The 19,459-nt window shown below is 73.5% G+C and carries 20 protein-coding genes and 1 tRNA gene; 10 read left to right on the forward strand and 11 right to left on the reverse strand.

The features are described 5' to 3' along the window. Nucleotides 1-66 precede the first annotated feature (66 nt). The 4 genes from O7618_RS15830 to O7618_RS15845 form a co-directional block, all read right to left on the reverse strand. The gene (locus O7618_RS15830; protein WP_278106863.1) at nt 67-492 is read right to left on the reverse strand and encodes a hypothetical protein; all 426 of its coding nucleotides are present in this window, start codon (nt 490-492) and stop codon (nt 67-69) included. After that, nucleotides 489-2,363 (reverse strand): hypothetical protein, encoded by a 1,875-nt coding sequence (locus tag O7618_RS15835; protein WP_278106864.1) that lies wholly within the window; start codon nt 2,361-2,363, stop codon nt 489-491. The genes O7618_RS15830 and O7618_RS15835 overlap by 4 nt, the downstream gene beginning before the upstream one ends. A gap of 740 nt (nt 2,364-3,103) precedes the next feature. Next, nucleotides 3,104-3,178 (reverse strand) — tRNA-Val (locus tag O7618_RS15840). A 50-nt stretch (nt 3,179-3,228) separates the two neighbouring features. Continuing rightward, the gene (locus O7618_RS15845; RefSeq protein ID WP_278106865.1) at nt 3,229-3,762 is read right to left on the reverse strand and encodes a TIGR02611 family protein; all 534 of its coding nucleotides are present in this window, start codon (nt 3,760-3,762) and stop codon (nt 3,229-3,231) included. A 273-nt stretch (nt 3,763-4,035) separates the two neighbouring features. Here O7618_RS15845 and O7618_RS15850 point away from each other — a divergent pair, with 273 nt between their 5' ends. Further along, nucleotides 4,036-4,467 carry an SsgA family sporulation/cell division regulator gene (locus O7618_RS15850; protein WP_007457244.1) on the forward strand — a complete coding sequence of 144 codons (432 nt, stop codon included), beginning with the start codon at nt 4,036-4,038 and terminating at the stop codon, nt 4,465-4,467. A 77-nt stretch (nt 4,468-4,544) separates the two neighbouring features. Here O7618_RS15850 and O7618_RS15855 read toward each other — a convergent pair whose 3' ends face one another. Then, complete coding sequence (locus O7618_RS15855) at nt 4,545-5,321, reverse strand: glucose 1-dehydrogenase (protein WP_181572479.1); 777 nt, start codon at nt 5,319-5,321, stop codon at nt 4,545-4,547. A 159-nt stretch (nt 5,322-5,480) separates the two neighbouring features. Between O7618_RS15855 and O7618_RS15860 the strand changes: the two genes are divergently transcribed. Further along, nucleotides 5,481-6,395 carry an AraC family transcriptional regulator gene (locus O7618_RS15860; protein WP_278106866.1) on the forward strand — a complete coding sequence of 305 codons (915 nt, stop codon included), beginning with the start codon at nt 5,481-5,483 and terminating at the stop codon, nt 6,393-6,395. A 7-nt stretch (nt 6,396-6,402) separates the two neighbouring features. Further along, nucleotides 6,403-6,858: an Rrf2 family transcriptional regulator gene (locus tag O7618_RS15865; RefSeq protein WP_278106867.1), complete on the forward strand. Its 456-nt coding sequence runs from the start codon at nt 6,403-6,405 to the stop codon at nt 6,856-6,858. A gap of 120 nt (nt 6,859-6,978) precedes the next feature. On the opposite strand, the gene O7618_RS15870 is transcribed toward O7618_RS15865, so the two are convergent. After that, nucleotides 6,979-7,542, reverse strand: coding sequence for a flavin reductase family protein (locus O7618_RS15870; protein WP_278106868.1), 564 nt, complete (start codon nt 7,540-7,542; stop codon nt 6,979-6,981). A 507-nt stretch (nt 7,543-8,049) separates the two neighbouring features. On the opposite strand from O7618_RS15870, the gene O7618_RS15875 reads away from it, so the two are divergent. Both O7618_RS15875 and O7618_RS15880 read left to right on the forward strand, forming a co-directional pair. Further along, complete coding sequence (locus tag O7618_RS15875) at nt 8,050-8,223, forward strand: DUF4236 domain-containing protein (protein WP_064498970.1); 174 nt, start codon at nt 8,050-8,052, stop codon at nt 8,221-8,223. A 118-nt stretch (nt 8,224-8,341) separates the two neighbouring features. After that, the gene (locus O7618_RS15880; RefSeq protein WP_278106869.1) at nt 8,342-8,860 is read left to right on the forward strand and encodes a potassium channel family protein; all 519 of its coding nucleotides are present in this window, start codon (nt 8,342-8,344) and stop codon (nt 8,858-8,860) included. On the opposite strand, the gene O7618_RS15885 is transcribed toward O7618_RS15880, so the two are convergent. Then, nucleotides 8,826-9,725, reverse strand: a complete 900-nt coding sequence (locus O7618_RS15885) for a hypothetical protein (protein ID WP_278106870.1) — start codon at nt 9,723-9,725, stop codon at nt 8,826-8,828. The two genes, O7618_RS15880 and O7618_RS15885, sit on opposite strands and share 35 nt — an antisense overlap. 48 nt (nt 9,726-9,773) lie before the next feature. After that, nucleotides 9,774-10,295 (reverse strand): VOC family protein, encoded by a 522-nt coding sequence (locus tag O7618_RS15890; RefSeq protein ID WP_278106871.1) that lies wholly within the window; start codon nt 10,293-10,295, stop codon nt 9,774-9,776. A 50-nt stretch (nt 10,296-10,345) separates the two neighbouring features. Between O7618_RS15890 and O7618_RS15895 the strand changes: the two genes are divergently transcribed. After that, nucleotides 10,346-10,816 (forward strand): MarR family transcriptional regulator, encoded by a 471-nt coding sequence (locus O7618_RS15895; RefSeq protein WP_278110026.1) that lies wholly within the window; start codon nt 10,346-10,348, stop codon nt 10,814-10,816. A gap of 48 nt (nt 10,817-10,864) precedes the next feature. After that, nucleotides 10,865-12,526, forward strand: a complete 1,662-nt coding sequence (locus O7618_RS15900) for a tetratricopeptide repeat protein (protein WP_278106872.1) — start codon at nt 10,865-10,867, stop codon at nt 12,524-12,526. A 4-nt stretch (nt 12,527-12,530) separates the two neighbouring features. Here O7618_RS15900 and O7618_RS15905 read toward each other — a convergent pair whose 3' ends face one another. Next, complete coding sequence (locus O7618_RS15905) at nt 12,531-13,979, reverse strand: HAMP domain-containing sensor histidine kinase (RefSeq protein WP_278106873.1); 1,449 nt, start codon at nt 13,977-13,979, stop codon at nt 12,531-12,533. Further along, on the reverse strand, nt 13,976-14,632 hold the full coding sequence (locus O7618_RS15910; protein ID WP_091067902.1) for a response regulator transcription factor: 657 nt from the start codon (nt 14,630-14,632) through the stop codon (nt 13,976-13,978). Before O7618_RS15910 ends, O7618_RS15905 begins: the two co-directional genes overlap by 4 nt. Nucleotides 14,633-14,727: 95 nt before the next feature. On the opposite strand from O7618_RS15910, the gene O7618_RS15915 reads away from it, so the two are divergent. Next, the gene (locus O7618_RS15915) at nt 14,728-15,876 is read left to right on the forward strand and encodes a sigma-E factor regulatory protein RseB domain-containing protein (RefSeq protein ID WP_278106874.1); all 1,149 of its coding nucleotides are present in this window, start codon (nt 14,728-14,730) and stop codon (nt 15,874-15,876) included. A gap of 240 nt (nt 15,877-16,116) precedes the next feature. Further along, a complete protein-coding gene (locus O7618_RS15920) occupies nt 16,117-18,333 on the forward strand; it encodes an AAA family ATPase (RefSeq protein WP_278110027.1) in 2,217 nt (738 codons plus the stop codon). Between the two features lie 58 nt (nt 18,334-18,391). On the opposite strand, the gene O7618_RS15925 is transcribed toward O7618_RS15920, so the two are convergent. Further along, nucleotides 18,392-18,802: a hypothetical protein gene (locus O7618_RS15925; protein WP_278106875.1), complete on the reverse strand. Its 411-nt coding sequence runs from the start codon at nt 18,800-18,802 to the stop codon at nt 18,392-18,394. A 277-nt stretch (nt 18,803-19,079) separates the two neighbouring features. Here O7618_RS15925 and O7618_RS15930 point away from each other — a divergent pair, with 277 nt between their 5' ends. Further along, the gene (locus tag O7618_RS15930) at nt 19,080-19,457 is read left to right on the forward strand and encodes a hypothetical protein (protein ID WP_246412087.1); all 378 of its coding nucleotides are present in this window, start codon (nt 19,080-19,082) and stop codon (nt 19,455-19,457) included. The last annotated feature ends 2 nt before the right edge of the window (nt 19,458-19,459 follow it).

Genomic DNA, 19,459 nt, shown 5'->3' on the forward strand with positions numbered 1-19,459 from the left:
GCCGAGGCGTTCCGGCTTAGCGGGGTGGTCGGCGTCAAGGCCGAAGCCAACCACCCCGACGTACCGTTACCGAGGCGTGCTGAAGCCCGCAGCCCTTCTGGCCCTGATGGTCGGCAGCCGCATCGTGTCCAACGGCTGCAGCACCGCGCCGACGCGTCCTTCGACTCGACGCACGAGAGTCACCTCGGTGTCCGGGATCAGCGGCACCACCATCAGGCGGGTCCAGCGTGTGGCCCGACCGGCTCGTACATGCTCCTGGATACGGTCGTCCACGCTGGCCAGCCCCGACCGGACCGCGCTCCCCACATAGCGAACGGCGTTGTTCGAGTCGGCGGCGATGTACACGGCCGTCACGAACTCCGACCACAGCTTCTCCTCGACGATCTGTAGCAGCGTCGCAGCCGCCGGTATTCGTCGCAAGAGGCTCGCGCCGGCAAGGTCGCAGGCGGTGTCATACGCCTCCGGGCTCAGCGCCCGCCCTCGGCGGGTCACTCTTCGTCCCCGCTGTCGTCGAGATCGGCACGCATCCGGTCGGCTCGGCGACGTGCGGCCCGCCATTCCGAGACGAGATCGGAGACCGCGGCGAACATGCGCTTCATCTCGGGATCGTCGTAGCCCTTGGTGTCGACCAGCGCGACGCCCTCGCCGTCAACAACCTCGTTCAGGTCGATCGCCGCGGAGTGCAGCTCGTCGAGGCGGTCGCGGAACTCCCTGATCGCGGCGGCGAACAGGTCCTCGGGACTCTCGTGCGTGACACTCTGCTCGTCGGAGATCTGCGCGAGCTCTCGCAGTCGGCTGGCCGTCAGCTTCTCGGCCCGCAGATAGCGCCTGTTCTTAGGCATCGTCCCGTCGGGCAACTCCTGCGGATCGCGACCCGCCCGGCCGTCGAGCACGACCTGGCACAGCTGGCGGAGACCGCCCTCAGACCTCGTCATCTGCCGGAGGATCTGCTGGGGCTCGGTGTTGCTCCCGCGCCCGCCGAACTCGGAGCGGGTCAGCAGCTGGGCCTTCGCCGCGACCAGGTGGTAGCTGGCGAGCGTGGCGAGCTCCGCGGTGGCCCGGCCGACGCCGTCCACATCGTCGAGTTCGTCCTCTGCTTCGGCCAGGAGGTCGAGCGGCTCCGAACGGGACAGCGCGACGCTACGAAGGGCCGACCAGCGCCACGCCCGTTCCAGCGCCGAGCGCAGCGCCGTGAGCCGCTTGTCCGCCGGGAAGCCGCGCAAGGCGACCTCGGCCGCGAGCTGCGTGCGGTCGTCGACCTTCGGCCGCGCGCCCGTGAGGTCGATGATCGCCTCGTTGACCGCCCGGGCCTGCCGCGTGTTCGCCTGGGGGTTGAGCGCACCACAGGCCAGGACCGCGAGTTCGTCGTCGAGGAGGTCGTGGTCGCGGTCGGTTCCGTCGAGGATGTCGCGGATCTCCTCGGCGGTCATCTCCCCGACGGCCGGCAGCTGGTCGCGGTGGTAGAGCTTGTCGACCGCGGCGTTGGCCTTGGCGTTGAGCGTGGTCGCGGTGGTGAAGTTCATCGGCGGCGCCATGTGCAGGTGCGCGACGAACCGCCGACGGGCCCGGTCGTACTCGTGTGAGGCGTTGAAGTCGATGATGACCCGGGCGTTGGGCATGATCGAGCAGCGGACCTTGCGGGCCTGGTCCTCGGTGACGTCGTCGCTCTCGGCCCACTCGGCCAGGTTGCGGTGCAGGGTGAGCGCACGACGGCTTCCGGGCCGCAGGTTCCAGACCGCGTCCTTGAACGTGATCCCAAGCCCTTGCTGAGCAGCGACGGTGCGGCCGAAGCCGTCGGTGGACTCCAAGACGGTCATCGACCCGAGGTCGGTGGTCAGCCGCAAGAAGCTCAGCCACCCCGGCGTCTCGATGCCACGGTCCTGGATGGAGGCGACGTGCGGGTTGTGCTCGGCCATGTCGGCGATCCTCGGCGACATCTGGTCGATCACGTCCTCGGCCGAGTCCATCTCGAAGGTCAGCAAGGGCTGCCCCTCGAGCGCCCCGAATCTAGGCATGTTGATCGCGCCGCGGGCGTGCTCGCCCTCGAACCGGATGTTGTCCGGCGACAGCACGATCCGCCACGCGAGGACGTCCAACTCGACGTACGTGAACTCATCCGTGCCGAACCGCTGGACCTTCGGCGCCCGCAGTGCCCGCCGGAGTTCCTGCTGGTCGGCGGCGGCATAAGCCAGCGTCTCGGCGAGCTCCTCGCTCAGCCCGGCGGCTACACCGGCCGCGACGCTCTTGGCGATCACCGCCGTCGACGCGGGCGGGCGCAGCCGCGCACCGATCAACCGGTGATCAACGATGTCCGATGCGTCTGCGGGGTCCGGCTCGACGGTGGACGCGAACACGGGCGCCATGGAAGTCCTCCTCGGCTCTGACCTGTTCACCACGATGGTCAACAGAAGGGCGAGGACCCAGCCCGACGCGGCACCGTCTCCCCACCTGTCCCTCTCGGCCAGGTGGCCGTCCAGGGTGTGTGGCGCGCCGCCGACTCACCGCTCCTTCAGGGCACCCGCCGAGCAGTGACGGGTGGAGCCTTGGCTCGGTCGGGACCTCGAAGGAGATCAGGCGACCGAACTGGAGACAACGATCCAGCGACGAAACAACTAGCGACGGCAGGCTAGCAGAACCGCTCGTGCGCCGCCATCGATAAAGTTCTCGGTGGCGAATCACTCCGCCTGCTCCTGTCCACCGACGATCCGGCGGCAACATCATCGCCGCCATGTCGGGCCTCCCGCTCAACCAGCGGCGGCGACCCGCCACCCGGATTTGGCCGCTGCGCCCGGATCTACGTACGAGCTTCCTCGACGGCTACGGCAAGCTCACAGCCACAGCCCAGGCTGCAATACGCCATCGTGTCCACATCGACGTCTTGGCGACGCTGCCGCTCCAGCACGACTTGCGCACCGGCCTGGTCCCGGGGCCCCGGCACGTCGGTCCTGCAATGGGTGACATGAGCCGGGCGGTCGCCATGCCGGCTTGGCGTCGGTACGCCAGGGAGCTGCCTGCTCCCAATCTGCTCCCAATTTAAGGGGCAACAGCGGAGAAGCCCGTTACCGGTGTTTCCGGTTACGGGCTTCCTACCTGCCTATATTCATGGTGGGCGATACTGGGATCGAACCAGTGACCTCTTCGGTGTGAACGAAGCGCTCTCCCGCTGAGCTAATCGCCCTCAGCGCGCATGACTCTACCCGATCGCCGGCCCGGACCAAAAACCGGGTCTCAGTGCGTCGCGAGGTAGTGCAGCACCCGCGCCACCACGTCGATACCGAGGCTGTACTTGAGCGACAGCCACACCACGACGGACACGAAGACCAGGCCGACCAGGCCGAGCACGAAGCGCACCGGCAGCGATCTGCTGGTCACCCAGCGCGTCCAGGCGTTGACGTGGCGGCGGGTGAAGGCGAGCAGCCGGCGGGCCCAGTGGAATTCGACGGCCCAGACGCCGAGGCCGGCGATGACGAGCAGCCAGCCGGGGCCGGGCAGCGGGATGAGCGCGATGCCGACGGTGACCACCAGGGCGCCGAGGATGCCGATGAAGATCTTCAGGGCGACCCGGCCGGTGGGGTTGGCGCGGATCAGGTCGAGCGTGGTGTGCAGGCGCCCTCGCCAGCCTCGCCGCCGGCGCTCGGTGAGAGCGCGTGGCGAACGCCCGTCGACCGGCACCTCGTACCCCCGATTTCTGGCTGTTCGGGCCGCATCCTCCGGCGGATCGGCCGCGGCCCTGGTCGCCGTGGAGGTGCCTCTCGTGACCATTTCCACCCCCAGTGTCGCCCGCGACCGTCACCCCTGCTGACGACTGGACGTTACCGGAGTAAGTCGACGACTGAACCACCCGTTGCCGGGCGGAACGACGGAGTGGGCGGAACCGGAAACTCTACGCGGGATCCCGTGATCCCGAGGGCTTTCCGACCCCCTTCCCACCACTGGGTGAAGTCAGCGTATGGCGGAGCGTAGCCAGGAGCAGCACCTGAGTATGGGAAAAGCGGGACACGCGCGTTCCGCAGCGGTGCCGGGGGGAGAACGTCCATGAGTGTCATCCGACCGACGACCGTAGAGGTCGAGACGTCGCTAAGGCTCGTCGCGCCTGACGCCACCGCCTTGCCGGTGCGTGCCAGCCTGCGTTACGACCCTGCTGACCCGTATGCGGTCCATGTCCTGTTCCATGCCGAGTCGGCCGGTGGCGAGGCGGTGAGTTGGTCGTTCGCCCGCGAACTGCTGGTCACCGGTCTCGACGAGCCGGCCGGCATCGGCGACGTCCGGGTCTGGCCGTGGGCCACCCCGCGCGGCGACTTCGTCGCGCTCGCGCTGTCGTCCCCGGACGGCAACGCCCTGTTCGAGGTCCCGCGCAGCGTGCTGGTGCGCTTCCTGCGCCGGACCTACGTCGTCGTCCCGCGCGGCCGCGAGGCCGAGCACCTGGACGTCGACACCGCGGTGAACCGGCTGCTCGCCGGTCGCTGAGCACGACCACACCCGGGGCCGCGCGGATCTGCCGAGTCCGCGCGGCCCCGGGCTGTCTCATCCCCGGAGGTACGGGTTCAGCCGCGCGTGGTGATCCCGCCGTCGACCGGGATGACCGCCCCGGTGAGGTACGCGCCGGCGCGTGACGCGAGGTAGATCGCGGTGCCCGCCATGTCCTCGGGGCGACCGATGCGGCCCAGCGGCACCTGCTGCTCGATGGCCGCGCGGGACTCCGGGTCGTCCAGCGCGAACGCCATCATCTTGCTCTCGAACGGGCCGGGCGCGATCGCGTTGACCGTGATCGCCTCGCCGGCGAGCTGGTGGGCGAGACCGCGGGTGAGCATGTGCACGGCCGCCTTGGTGGCGGAGTAGGCGTACACCTCCATCCACGGCACCCGGAGTCCGTCGATCGACCCGATGTTGATGACGCGGGCCGGGTCGTCGGCGTCGGCGGCGGCGCGCAGCGCCGGCAGCAGCGCTGTGGTGAGCCGGAAGACGGCCTTGACGTTTACCGCCCAGAGCTTGTCGAACGCGCCCTCCGGGTATTCCTCCAGCGGCGCGCCCCAGGTGGCGCCGGCGTTGTTGACCAGCACGTGCAGCCGGTCGTGGCGCTGCCGCACGGCCTCGGCCAGCGCGAGCGCGCCGGCGTCGCTGCTCAGGTCGGCGGGGATCGCCTCGCAGTGCCCCTCGGCGGAGAGTTCCTTCGCGACCGACTCGCAGACGTCGGCCTTGCGCGAGGAGATGATCACCCGGGCGCCGGCCCGGACGAATCCGCGCGCGATCATCAGCCCGATGCCCCGGGAGCCGCCGGTGACCAGGACCGTCTTGCCGTCGACCGAGAACAGATCCGTCATGCCCCATCCCATCGCCGTTTTGCCGGGTCACGGGCGTCCGCCGGCCCGCGCCTTACCGACCGGTAACGTAACCGTCCGTCGTGTGCGCCGACAAGAGCGTCCGAGCGGGGCGAAAGCGCCGAGATGCAACGTGCTGTCCGGCCGGTTACCGTCGGGGAGATGGTCACTACCGGTCAGCCCCCGCCGGCCACCCGCACCGGCCTGTCGGAATCCCGCCTCCACCCCGACGAGATCGTCACCGGCGCGCTCGACGACCTCACCCCCACACCCGGCTGGCCCCGGCCGGTGCTGCTCGACCGCGATCTGCTGGTCCTGGTCACCCACGGCCACGGCACCGCCGAACTCGACTTCCGGGCGGTGCCGTGCCGACCCGGCACGCTGCTGCGCGCCCGTCCCGGCCAGGTGCTGCGCTGCCTCGGCACGCAGCTCGACGCCACGGTGGTGACGTGGGGGCCGGACGCGCTGCGCGGCCTCGACGTCGACCCGGACACGGTGCCCACCCACCGCCAGCTCGCCGGCGAGGACGAGGACGCCATGATCAGCGAGGTGACCCAGTTGGCCGTGGACGCGGACCGGCACGCGCTGGTGCCGGCCGCCGCGGCGCTGTTGCGTCACCAGCTCGCCGTGCTGCTGCTGCGGCTGAGCCTGCTGCCGAACCCCGGGGAGGCGTCGACGCCGCGCGCCGAGACGGAGACGTTCCGGCGGCTGTGCCGGGAGGTGGAGCGCGGCTACCGGCAGACCCGCCGGGTGGAGGACTACGCGGCGCAGATCGGCTGTTCGGTGCGTACCCTCACCCGGGCCTGCCTGGCGGTGACCGGCCGCAGCGCGAAGCAGGTCATCGACGAGCGGGTGGCGTTGCAGGCCCGCCGGCTGCTGGCCGCGACCGACGACCCGATCGCCCGGATCGGGCGGCGGCTCGGTTTTCCCGAGCCGACCAACTTCGGCCGCTTCTTCACCCGGGAGGTCGGGGTGAGCCCGGGGGCGTTCCGCGCGGCCCGCGAGCAGCCGTTGCCCGTCCGTCCGGTGCGTCCGCGCCCGCCCGCCGACTCCCCCGTGCCGGCCGGCCGGGCATGATGGCACCGTGCAGATCTCCGCGCGCGGCGACTACGCGGTCCGGGCGGCCCTGAGCCTGGCCACCGCGTACCCCACCCTGCTGTCCACCCAGGCCATCGCGGCGGAGCAGGACATGCCCCGCAAGTTCCTCGAGGCGGTCCTGGCCGACCTGCGCCGGTCCGGGATCGTCCGGGCCCAGCGCGGCGCCGAAGGTGGCTACACGCTGTCCCGGCCGCCGCGCGAGATCAGCATCGGGCAGGTGTTGCGCGCCGTCGACGGTCCGCTGGCCGGGGTACGCGGGCTGCGCCCCGAGGAGACGACGTACGAGGGCGCGGCGGAGAACCTGCCCCGGCTCTGGGTGGCGGTGCGCGCCTCGGTGCGGCGGGTCGTCGACGAGGTGAGCCTGGACGAGCTGGTCAGTGGCCGGTTGCCGGCGCACGTGCGCAAGCTGACCGCCCAGCCGGACGCGTGGGAGCCGCGCTGAGCCGGCCACCGCGTGCTGACCACCTCCTCGCGGGTCAACCGGGGCAGGCGTTGCGGGCCGCTCGGAAGAGCAGGTCGTGAGCGGTCCGCTCCGACGCGAGCAGTGCGTCGCCCGGGGCGCTCACCACGACTCGGGCCAGTCCTCCAGCGTGGTGGCGTAGCGACCCCGGTGGTGCGGCAGCGGGTCGCCGTCCTCGCCGGCGCCGAGTGCCAGCGGCTCGCCGAACACGACGGTGTGGTCCCCGGCATCGATCCGCCGGACCACCCGGCACAGCAGCACGGCCAGCGCGTCGCCGATCAGCGGCACCCGGAACGGCCCGGTGGTCCATCCCGGGTGGGCGGTGAACCGGTCGACGCCGCTGGTGGCGAAGATCTGCGCGATCTCCTGCTGGCCGGAGGCGAGCAGGTGCACGGCGACGTGCTCGGCGTGCGCGACCGTCGGCCAGCTCGACGACGCGCGCCCGAGACAGACCGACACCAGCGGCGGGTCCAGCGAGACCGCGGTGAACGAGGTGGCGGTGAAGCCGGCCGGCGGCAGCGTCGGCCGGAGCCGGTCGCCGCGCAGGCCGGGCGTGGTGACCACGGTGACCGTGGACGCCTGGCGGCGCAGCAGGCCGCGGAACGAGTCGACGTCGACCGGGCGCAGCTCGACCGGTCCGGTGGCCGGCCGGTCCACGGTGGTCACGACGTCACCAGGCCGTAGTGCTCGCGCGGCGCGCGGCCGGGGTGTTCGAACCGGAGCGGCCCGCCCCGGCGCTGCAGGGACACGAAATGATCCACGACGGCCTCCAGTCCGTGGGGTGGCAGCGGTGGCATGACGCGGAGGGCGGGACCGGACGAGCTGAGGAGGGGGCACGACGAGCGTTCGGCTTAACAGAGCGCGCTCGCGTGCCGGACCAGGTCGACGTGCACGCGAGCGGTGCGGAGAAGCTCGTCCCGCTGCGACATGTCCTCATGCTGCCGACCGTTCTCCGCGCCGGTCAACGCCCTTCCACTCAGTGAGACTTTCATCGCTGGCCTTGCTACGAGCCACCCCCACCAGCATTCAACACCCCTAAAGACCTACCCATTGAGTAGAGATTGTGCCGGGTGCTGCACCCACCGTCCAGAGCAGAGCCGACCGGGTTTCGCGAATCGTCGATCCGGGCATGTTCGATCCCGCAGAGGCAGGGAGACGAAGGAGGCACCCCCGATGGGCGTCCAGTTCCGCAAGCGCAAGAAGTACGGGCCGCTGATCCTCCACTTCACCCAGAACGGGTTCTCCTCGTGGAGCATCAAGATCGGCCGCTGGTCCTGGAACTCCAACACCCGCGCCCACCGCGTGGACCTTCCGGGGCCGCTCTCCTGGAAGCAGGACAAGGCCTGACGGTCCGAGACCGTTACGACGAGCGGGGCGCCGGCGGTTCGCCGGTGCCCCGCTCGTCGTCCGGACCGGGTTCGCCGTTCCGCCGCCGACCCGGCACACCCGGCGGAACAATCGCGACATGGCGGATGCGACCGTGCGGCGGATGCGGCGGCGGGCCGTGGCGGGCTGCGTCCTCATGCTCGTCGGCTACTTCCTGGTGCCGGTCGAGGCCGACCCGAACGGCATGCGGCTGGCGCTGCGGTCGGCCGGCACGCTGCTGCTGGTGGCCGTGGTGGCGTTCCTGGTCACCGGCCAGGTGCGCCGCCAGCTCACCCGCGACCAGCCGACCGGCCGGGAGGAGGACCGCGCGCTGACCCGGCTCGCGGTCGCGCTGATCGCCGGGCTGCTGGTCTTCGCGCTCGCCGACTACGTGGTGGCGAACACCCGCCCCGGTGAGTTCGTCGGGCTGCGCACCCGCGTCGACGCGCTCTACTTCGCGCTGGCCACGCTCACCACGATCGGCTACGGCGACGTGCACGCCCAGGGCCAGATCGCCCGGGTGGCGGTGTGCGCGCAGATGGTCTTCAGCATCGGCGTGGTAGCCACCGGCGCGTCGGTGGTGGTCAGGCAGATGACCCAGCGGCCGGGGCGGCGCTGATCAGCACATCCCCGCCGAGCCGGCCGGGCTCCGGGTCGCGGGTCACCGCGCCGCCGTCGAGCAGCGAGGCGAGCGCCCGGTTGGCGTCGGCGGCCCGGTAGACCGTGGCGGTGGCCGCGAACCGGCGCAGCTCGGTGACCGTCAGCGGCCCGGAGCGGGCCAGCTCGGCCAGCAACTCCCGGCGCAGCGGCCCGGGTTCCGGGGCGAGGCTGATGTCGAGCAGCCGGCCCACCGGGTCGGCCGGGTCGCGGTAGCGCACCCCGGCGAACTCGTCGACCGCCCAGAGCGCCTCCTTCAGCGCCTCCAGGCCCCGGTCCGAGCCGGTGCCGTAGCCGAGCAGCCGGACCGGCCCGTCGTCGGGCACCAGCTCGACCTCGGTGACCAGCGGGAAACCGGCGGCGGTCAGCGCCGGGCGCAGCGACCGTACGGCGTCGGTGACCAGCAGCAGCTCGGCCGGGCGACCGGACGCCACGGCGGCCAGCAGCGCCGGGTCGGGCTCGCCGCCGTCGACCACGGCGAGCAGCGGCGCGCCGGCCGCGCCGGCCGCCTTGAGCGCCACCGGCAGCCGGTCGGGCCGGCCGGGCACCACGTGCACGGCGACGTCGGCCGGCAGGGCGGCCTCGGCGGCGCCGAGCCGGGTCGGCAGCTCCGGGTCGCCGTCGGCGAGCACCAGCACGGTCAGCCGCCGCCCGCGCAGCCGGTCGGCGAACTCGCCCACCACGCCCAGCGCGGCCTCCGCGCCGACGGCGGCGTCCCCGGCGTACGCGAGGGCGAGCGTGGCCCGCCGGGCGCGGTGCAGCGCGACGGGGAGCCAGTGGTCGAGTTGGCGGACGAGCAGGTCGCGCAGGACGGCGTCGGACGGCATGGTGCCGTTTCTACCGCACGGCGCGAGCGGCGCGCCCGCGAACCCCGCTCAGGCCGGGACGGAGACGCCCACGCCGCCGCGGGTCTGGCCGCCGTAGCGCTGCCGCTCCCGGTCGAGGTTGAGCCGGCCGATCCGCTTGCGGGCGGCGAGCGCGGCGTCGTCCAGCAGGTTCGCCGGGACGATCCAGACGATCTCGAACTCCAGCCCGTCCGGGTCGCGGCCGTAGAGGCTCTTGGTGGTGCCGTGGTCCGACGCGCCGCCCAGGGCGCCGGCGGCGGCCAGCCGCTCGGCGGTGGCGGCCAGTTCGTCGAGTGTGTCCAGCTCCCAGGCGAGGTGGTAGAGGCCGACGGTGCCGCGACCGGCGGTGGACGCCCCGGCCGCCGCGCCGATCTCGAACAGCCCGAGGTCGTGGTCGTTGGTGGAGTCGGGCGCCTGGAGGAAGGCGGCGCCGCGGAAGCCGTCGGGCGTCATCTCCACCCGGCGGAAGCCCAGCACGTCGCGGTAGAAGGCGACGCTGCGCTCCAGGTCACTGACGTAGAGGACGGCGTGGTTGAGCCGGTGGATTCCCATGCCACCGACGGTAGCGCGACTTGGTTGAGCATTCAACTATTTCCGGTATGATGGGCCTCATGACCCGCTGGCTGGACCCCGACGAGCAGCGGACCTGGCGTGCCTTCCTGGCCGCCTCCCGCGCGCTGACGGACACGCTCGACCGCGAGCTGCAACGCGATGCCGGGATGCCGCACGCCTACTACGAGATCCTGGTCCGGCTCTCCGAGGCCCCCGGCCGGCGGCTGCGGATGAGCGACCTGGCCGACGCCACCGGCTCCTCGCGCAGCCGCCTGTCGCACGCCGCCGCCCGGCTGGAGGCCGCCGGCTGGATCCGCCGGGAGGACTGCCCCACCGACCGGCGCGGCCAGCTCGCCGTGCTCACCGACGACGGCTTCGCCACCCTCGCCGCCGCCGCGCCCGGCCACGTCGAGGGGGTACGCCGGCACCTGTTCGACGCGCTCAGCCCGGCCCAGGTCGACCAGCTCCGCCGGATCAGCGAGACGCTCGCCGGCCACCTGACCGGATCGGAACCAAACTGATCCACTCCGGGGGTTGTACTTACCGTCGCCGGATGAGCACGATGGGGCGTGTCCTCCGGTTTCGCTGACCTGACCGTCCAGGCGCACCAGTTGGTGTCCGAAGGCGACCTCACCGGCGCCCAGCAACTGCTCGCCGACGCGCTCAGCGACGCCGACCCCCGCCCGGGCAACGCCTCCCCCGAGCTGGCCGAGGCGGCCGGCCTCCAGGCGCGCCTGCTCGTCGCGCTCGGCGAGCCGCACTCCGCGCGCGGTTGGGCCGCGTTCGCGTACGCGGCGGCCACCCGGCTGTTCGGCCGCTCCGACGAGCGCACCGTCACCGCCGCCGCGACGCTCGCCGCGGTGCTGCACCGGGTCGGCAGCGACGCCCGCGCCGCCCGGCTCTACTCCGACGTCATCATCGAGCTGACCGCCCGCGACGGGCCGGAGTCGCAGCGGGTGCTGGCCGCGCACGCCGACCTGGCCACGGTGGAATACGCGCGCGGCCAGTGCGAGGTGGCCCGCGACCGCCTCACCGACGCCTGGGAGCTGCACCGCGAGGTCTACGGCGACGGCCACCCGAGCGGCATCAAGATGCTGGCCAAGCTCGGCGCGATGGAACGCGACTGCGGCCGGTACGCCGACGCCCACGAACACCTGGCGCTCGCCGAGGACCTGTGCCGCGAGCACCTGGCCGTGGACGACCCGCTCGCCGTCCAGGTCGCCGGCCTGGCCCGGGCCGCCGCCGACCCGGACCACGTCTGCGCCCCGCCCGAGCCGCCCGCGCGCCCGGCGCCGGTGGTGCCCGCCGCCCGGGTTCCCGAGCCCACCGAGGGCCCGCCGGACCTGCCGCCCTACTCCCCACCCGCGCTCGACGACCCGGTCGAGACGCCGCTCTACCATCCACCCGGCCGCGCCGCCGACCCCGCCCACGTGCCCACGCCGCGTACCCCGCCGGAGGCCGACGGCGACGCGTTCGGCGACTACCCGTGGCCGCCGGACGAGCCGGACGACCAGCCCTGGCGGCCGGACGAGCCGGCGGAACAGCCCTGGCGGCCGAACGAGCCGGCGGAACAGCCCTGGCGGCCGAACGAGCCGGCGGAGCAACCCTGGCGGCCGGGCGACGACGCGTTGCCGCCGACGGTGGTCGGGCTCGCCGACGACGACCCCGCCGGCGTCCGCCGGGTCCCGCCGGCCCCACCGGCGGAGGCGCCGTCGCGCTACCTGCCGGTGCACGTTCCCCGCCCGCCCGCCGCGCCCCGGCGGGAGCGGCAGTGGCTGCCGCTGGCGGTGCTCGGCGTGGTGGTGGCGCTGCTGCTCGGCACCATCGCGGTGATCGCGGGCGTGTCCCGGGTGGACGGCGACCGCGACACCCCGGCCGCGCCGTCCGGCGCGGCGTCGAGCAAGCCGCCGCCCGCGTCGGCCCGACCCACCACGAGTGCGCCGCCGGCCGCCTCCCCGGGCACCCCGCCGGGGCGGTTCACGCTCACCGACCGGCGCGACAGCATCGTGCTGAGCTGGACCTACCCGCCGGGAGCGGAGGGCCCGGTGGTGGTCGCCGGTGGCCGCGCCGGCCAGCCGCAACGCACGTTCGAGACGCTGCCCGCCGGCTCGGCCGACTACATCGCCTACGGGCTCGACCGCACCACCGACTACTGCTTCACCGTGGCGCTCGTCTGGTCCACCGACACGGTCGCCCGCACCGGCCCGGCCTGCACCACACGGCGGCGCTGACTCCTCACTCCCGGTCCGGCTCGGCGAGCGCGGGCAACCGTACCGTCGCCCGCAGGCCGGGCGCGACGGCGCCAGGCGTCGCGTCGGCCAGCTCCACCGTGCCGCCGGCCCGGCGCACCAGCTCCCGCACGATGGCCAGGCCGAGGCCGGCGCCGCCGGCGTCGCGGGCCCGCGCGTCGTCCAGCCGGGTGAACCGGGCGAACACCCGCTCCCGGTCCGCCGCCGGGATGCCCGGCCCGTCGTCGGTCACCGTCACCAGGTGGGACGCCCCGTCCGGCCCGGTCACGGCCAGCTCCACCCTCGCGTCGGCGTGCCGCAGCGCGTTCTCCACCAGGTTGACCAGCACCCGGCGCAGCTCCCCCGGATCCCCCTCGACCCACCACGCGCCGGCCGGCGCCACCAGCCGCACCGGCGGCGACGGATACCGCCCGGCCACCTCGCGCAGCAGCTCACCCAGCTCCACCGGGCCCACCGGCGTCGGGCGCGCCCGGTGCCCCTCGTCGACGGCGGGCCGGCGCCCGTCGTCGGTGCCGTGCCTGCGTTCCGCCGGCGCCTGCTCGTCCAGGCGGGCCAGCAACAGCAGGTCGTCGACCAGGCGGCTCAGCCGCTCGGTGTCGGCGAGCAGGTCGTCGGCGACCGCCGGCCATTCGGTGTCGTCGCCGAGCCGGCGGGCCACCTCCAGCTCGGTACGCATGTTGGTCAGCGGGCTGCGCAGCTCGTGCGCGGCGTCGGCGACGAACGCCCGCTGCCGGTCCCGGGACGCCGCCAACCGGTCCAGCATGTCGTTGAGCGTCACCGCGAGCCGGTGGATCTCGTCCTGCCCGGCCGGCACCGGCAGCCGTTCCGCCCCGGCCCGACCGGTGATCTCGGCCGCGCCGCTGCGCAGCTCCTCCACCGGGCGCAGCGTCGCGCCCACCACCCGCCAGGCCACCACCGCCAGCCCGGCCACCAACAGCGGAAAGCCGACCAGCAGCAGGTTACGCACCACGTGCAGGCTGTGCCGCACGTCCGACAGCGACTTGGCCACCAGCACCGTGCGCGGCTCCTCGGCGGTGCCGGCCGGCACGGCCACCACCCGTACCGGCCCGGACATGCCGACCCGCCGCCCGTCCACCACCAGCCGCTGCGCCTGGCCGGGTCGCAGCTCACCCGGGCCGAGCATCGGCACCAGACGGTCCGCGTCGATGGAGGCGGCGCGGATCCGCCCCTGCGCGTCCACCACCTGCACCCGGAGCTGCCCGCCGGCCACCGGCAGCGGGTCCGGCAACGCGTCCTCGGCGGCGAGCAGCGCGACCGCGTCCGCGGTGCGCAACGCCTCCGCGTCGACCGAGCGCTGCAACGTCCAGCCGAGCGCGCCGACCAGCAGCGCGCCACCGAGACCGAAGCCGAGCACCAGGCCGAGCACGCCCAGCGCCAACAGCCGGGCCCGCAGGCCGAGGCGCGGGCGGCTCACGTGGCCAGCCGGTAGCCGGCGCCCCGGACCGTCTCCAACCGTTCCCGGCCGATCTTGCGGCGCAGGTAGCCGACGTAGACCTCGACCGCGTTCGGGGCGGTGTCCACCGACGCGTCCCAGACGTGGTCCAGCAGCTCGGTCTTCGACACCACCTCGCCGGGGCGGCGCATCAGGTAGTCGAGCAGCGCGTACTCGCGGCTGGTCAACACCACCTCGGCGTCGGCCCGGGTGACCCGCCGGCGGGCCGGGTCCAGGCGCAGGTCGCCGACCGTGAGCACGGCCGGGCGGCGGGGCGCGCCCCGGCGCAGCAACGCGCGCAGCCGGGCCAGCAGCACCACGTACGAGAAGGGCTTCGTCAGGTAGTCGTCGGCGCCGCAGTCCAGGCCGTCGGCCTGGTCGTACTCGCCGTCCTTGGCCGAGAGCATCAGCACCGGCAGCCACCGTTGCTCGGCGCGCAACCGGCGCACCACCTCGTAGCCGGAGAGGCCGGGCAGCATCACGTCGAGGATCATCGCGTCGTAGTCACCGTGCCGCGCGGCGTCCAACCCGGCCGGGCCGGTGGCCGCCACGTCCACCACGAACCCCTCCGCCGACAGACCCCGGCGCAGCGCCCCGGCCAGCCGCGTCTCGTCCTCCACCACCAGCAACCGCACCGGTCCAGGGTGCCACCACCGGGTCACCCGTAGGGGATCTCCTCAGCGTCGTCACAGCGACGGTCCCGCAGCATGGAGCGCAGGAGGTGCACACTATGTCCGTGATGAAGAACCGCGCCGTGCTGCGCTGGCTGGTCCCGGTGACCGCGGGGGTCGCCGTGATCGGAGGCGGCGCCGCCGTCGGCACGTTCGCCGCCGGCGCCGACCCGGCCCTGCCACCGCGCAGCGCCGCCCAACTGTTGGACGACCTGCGGACGTCCCGCCTGGACGGGCTCTCCGGCACCGTGGTGCAGCGCGCCGACCTGGGCCTGCCGCCGATCGCCGCGCTGGCCGGCAAGGCCACCGGCAACGAGCTGGCCGGCCTGGTCACCGGCACGCACACGCTGCGGGTCTGGTACGGCGGCGAGGACCGGCAGCGGATCGCCCTGGTCGACACGCTCGGCGAGCAGGACGTGCTGCGCAACGGGCGCGACGTCTGGACCTGGCGCAGCCGGGAGAACACCGCCGTCCACCGGAGGCTGCCGGCCGACGGCAAGGACCTGCCGTCCGCGCCGGCCACCCCGGCCGACGCCGCGCAGCAGGCGCTGGCCGCGATCGACCCGACCACCGCGGTGACCGTCGGCCGGTCGGCCACCGTGGCCGGGCGGGACGCCTACGAGCTGGTGCTCACGCCGCGCGACCAGGCGTCGCTGGTGCACCAGGTGCGGATCGCGCTGGACGCGAAGGAGCACGTGCCGCTGCGCTTCGAGGTGCTCGCCGACGGGCAGGACGAGCCGGCGTTCGAGGTGGCGTTCACCCAGGTCGACTTCCGCACCCCGGACGCCGACCAGTTCCGGTTCAACCCGCCGCCCGGCGCGAAGATCACCGAGGAGACGACCGAGGCGGCGCGTCCCGGCCCGGCCGGCAAGGCGCTCGGCAAGGACGGCAGGGTGCCCGGCCCGGCCGGCGGGCAGCGCCCGGACGTGCGTACCGTCGGCACCGGCTGGACCACCGTGGTGGTCGCCAAGCTCGGCGACATGGCCGGGGTCGGCGGCGCGAAGGCGGACGGCGCGAAGGTCGGCGCGGGCGCGCCGGACGCCGACATGCTGGCGAAGGTGCTCGGCGACCTGCCGAAGGTCAGCGGCGACTGGGGCAGCGGCCGGCTGCTCAGCGGCAAGTTGTTCAGCGTGCTGCTGACCGACGACGGCCGGGTGGTGGCCGGTCTGGTCACGCCGGAGCGGCTCTACCAGGCCGCGAAGGGCTGAATCTCGCCGGGCTCGGGGCCCGGCCGGCGTCCGCCGGCCGGGCCCCGAGCCGTGTCCGGGCTTGGTCGAATGGCAGGCGACGCGCTATCTTTCTCAGTTCAGACACAAAAAGGAATGGCATTTAAATGCCATTCCTGTCGCAATCTTAGTCGATGAGGAGACGGCTTGTCAACGCACTCCGACCTGTCGGGTGACCTGCGCCAGGACGACGAGATCGGTCGCGAGCAGGAGTACGTCTCGATGCTCTACGACCGGCTGGACGGCATGCGGGAGCAGGCCGCCCGCCGGCTCGACGAGGAGTTGCGCCTCACCGGCGGCACCCAGCAGGCGCGCTCGCAGCGCGACGCCACCGTCGCCATGTACGCGGACCAGGTCGAGCAGTACTCCGCGGTCGAGTCCGGCCTCTGCTTCGGCCGCCTCGACGGCGACGACGACGCCACCCGCTACATCGGCCGGATCGGCATCTTCGATACCACCGGCGACTACGACCCGCTGCTGATGGACTGGCGCGCACCCGCCGCCCGCCCCTTCTATCTCGCCACCGCCGCCAACCCGCAGGGGGTCCGCCGGCGCCGGCACCTGCGCACCCACGACCGCAAGGTGACCGGGCTCGACGACGAGGTGCTCGACATCACCGCCGCCTCGCCCACCGCGCACGAGGAGGTCACCGGCGAGGCGTCGCTGCTCGCCGCGCTCAACGCCGGCCGCACCGGCCGGATGCGCGACATCGTCGAGACGATCCAGGTCGAGCAGGACCGGATCATCCGCGCCGACCTGCCCGGCGTGATGGTGGTGCAGGGCGGGCCGGGCACCGGCAAGACCGCGGTGGCGCTGCACCGGGCCGCGTACCTGCTCTACACCCACCGCCAGCAGCTCTCCACCCGGGGCGTGCTGCTGGTCGGCCCGAACGCCACGTTCCTGCGCTACATCTCCCAGGTGCTGCCGGCGCTGGCGGAGACCGGCGTGCTGCTGCGCACCCAGGCCGACCTGTTCCCCGGCGTGCACGCCCGCCGCGCCGAGCCGGCCACCACCGCGGCGCTCAAGGGACGCGCGGTGCTGACCGAGGTGCTCGCCGCGGCGGTACGCGACAGGCAGTGGGTGCCGGCCGAGCCGATCGAGATCGAGTTGCCGCAGCGGGAGGTGCTCACGCTCGACCCGGGGACGGTGCGCGCGGCCCGCGACCGGGTCCGCCGCACCGGCCGACCGCACAACCTGGCCCGGGCGCTGTTCGACGTCGAGGTGGTGCACGCGCTCGCCGACCAGGTGGCCGAGCGGATCGGCGCCGACCCGCTCGGCGGCGAGAACCTGCTCTCCGAGGCCGACCGGGCGGAGATCCGCCGCGAGCTGCGCGAGGAGCCGGAGATCGTGGCCGCGCTGGACGAGCTGTGGCCGGTGCTCACCCCGCAGCGCCTGCTCGCCGACCTGTTCGCCGCGCCGGAGCGGATCGAAACCGCCGCGCCGATGCTCACCGACGACGAGCGGGCCGCCCTGCACCGGGAGCCCGGCGGCTGGACGCCCGCCGACGTGCCGCTGCTGGACGAGGCCGCCGAGCTGCTGGGCGAGGACGAACGTGCCGCCGCCGCCCGCCGCGAGCGGATCCGCGCGATGGAACGCGAGTACGCCGAGGGCGTGCTGGAGATCTGGCGCGGCTCCCGCTCGATCGACGTGGAGGACGAGGCGGACGGCGGCGAGATCCTCGGCGTCACCGACCTGATCGACGCCGCCCGGCTCTCCGAGCGGCAGGAGGAGTCGGACCGGCTCACCACCGCCCAACGCGCCGCCGCGGACCGCACCTGGGCGTTCGGGCACGTGATCGTCGACGAGGCACAGGAGCTGTCGCCGATGGCGTGGCGGCTGCTGATGCGCCGCTGCCCGAGCCGGTCGATGACGATCGTGGGGGACGTGGCGCAGACCGGCGCGCTGGCCGGCACGCCGTCCTGGGGCGAGGCGCTCGCGCCGTACGTGGCGGGCCGGTGGCGGTTGGAGGAGCTGACCGTCAGCTACCGCACCCCGGCCGAGATCATGGCGGTCGCCGCCGACGTGCTCGCCGAGATCGACCCGGCGCTGCGCCCGCCCCGCTCGGTACGCGCCACCGGCGTACCGCCGTGGGACCGCACCGTGCCGGCGGACCGGCTGGTCGCCGAGCTGGTCGAGGCGGCGACCCGGGAGGCGGCCGGGCTGGGCGACGGCCGGCTCGGGGTGATCGTCCCGACCGGGCGGGTGGCGGAGCTGGGCGCGGCGGTCGTCGCCGCGCTGCCGGAGGCCGCGGTGGGCGAGCAGCCGGAGCTGGCGAACCGGGTGGTGGTGCTCACCACCGAGCAGGCCAAGGGGCTGGAGTTCGACTCGGTGCTGGTGGTGGAGCCGGACCGGATCGTCGCCGAGTCGCCACGCGGGCACAGCGACCTCTACGTGGCGCTCACCCGCGCCACCCAGCGCCTCGGCATCCTCCGGAGGTAAGGAGGGGCCCCCTCTTAACGCCTCCGGTAGAGAAGGGGCTCCTTCTCACCACCAGCGGTCAGCCCTCGTCGGTGAAGTTGCCGACCTGGGCGCCGCTGGCCGAGGCGTCACTTGTCGATCCGCCGGCGGGGGTGCTCAGGCCGCCGGTGGTGGCGTCGCCGGTGGTCGTCGGGGCCACCTTGTCCGGGTGCCGCTCCGGCTGCCGGGCCACCCGGCGCACGCTGGCCGGGCCGGCCGTCCCGCCGGTGGTGGTCACCGCGCCCTGCCCTCGGGTCGGGCCGCCGTCGCGCAGCACGCTCGGGTCCACCGGCACGTGCGCCGGGTCGTCCGGATCCGACTCCTGGATCACCCGCTGCTCGTCGGTGGGCGGCACCGTGACCTCGTCGAGCGCGCCCTCGCCGTAGACCCCGCCGGCGATCCGCTGCTCGGCCTGCCGGGCGGCGTCCTGCCGCATGTCGTCCTCACGCACGTCAACCACCTCGCCGCTCTCGTGATGTGGGTGTCGGTACGGCGTGCCCGAGGGCCGAGGGCTGAAACCGGCGACGTTTCGGGCTGAATGCGTCGAATGTCTGGTCGACCGTGCGAGCCCGAATACCGGCGGCGTCCTGCGGTTACCTTGTCTCGGGGGCCGGGTAGACGGAGGGTGCCCACGCCACGCCACAGAGCGCGAACCGTGCCGTGGCCGACCTGCGGTAGTGGGGCGAGGGTGTGCAGGTAACGACTCATCAAATCCTGAGGAGGACCAGATGAGCACGCAGGCTGCATCCACCAGGCCGATGAACCGGCCGATGTCCGACGTCCAGAACCGGTCGAGCATGCAGGACATGTCGACCCGGCAGATGCCGTCGATGCACGACGGCCACCGGGAGCAGATGCCCAGCCCGGGCACCGAGACGAAGCAGGCGTTCCTGACCACGGAGTTCTGGGTGTACGCCGCGGCCGCCGCGGTCGTCGTGATCGCCGCGTTCTGGAAGGGCACCACCGCGAACGGCCTGAACATCAACAACCCGAACCAGGCCTGGTGGTACCTGACCGCGCTGACCGGCGCGTACCTGGTCAGCCGGGGTCTGTCCAAGGCGGGCAGCGCGCGCCGCTCCGGCAAGGAGCGTCGAGGCCGGCACTGACC

It is taken from the genome of Micromonospora sp. WMMD980 (genome assembly GCF_029626035.1).
Lineage (GTDB): Bacteria > Actinomycetota > Actinomycetes > Mycobacteriales > Micromonosporaceae > Micromonospora.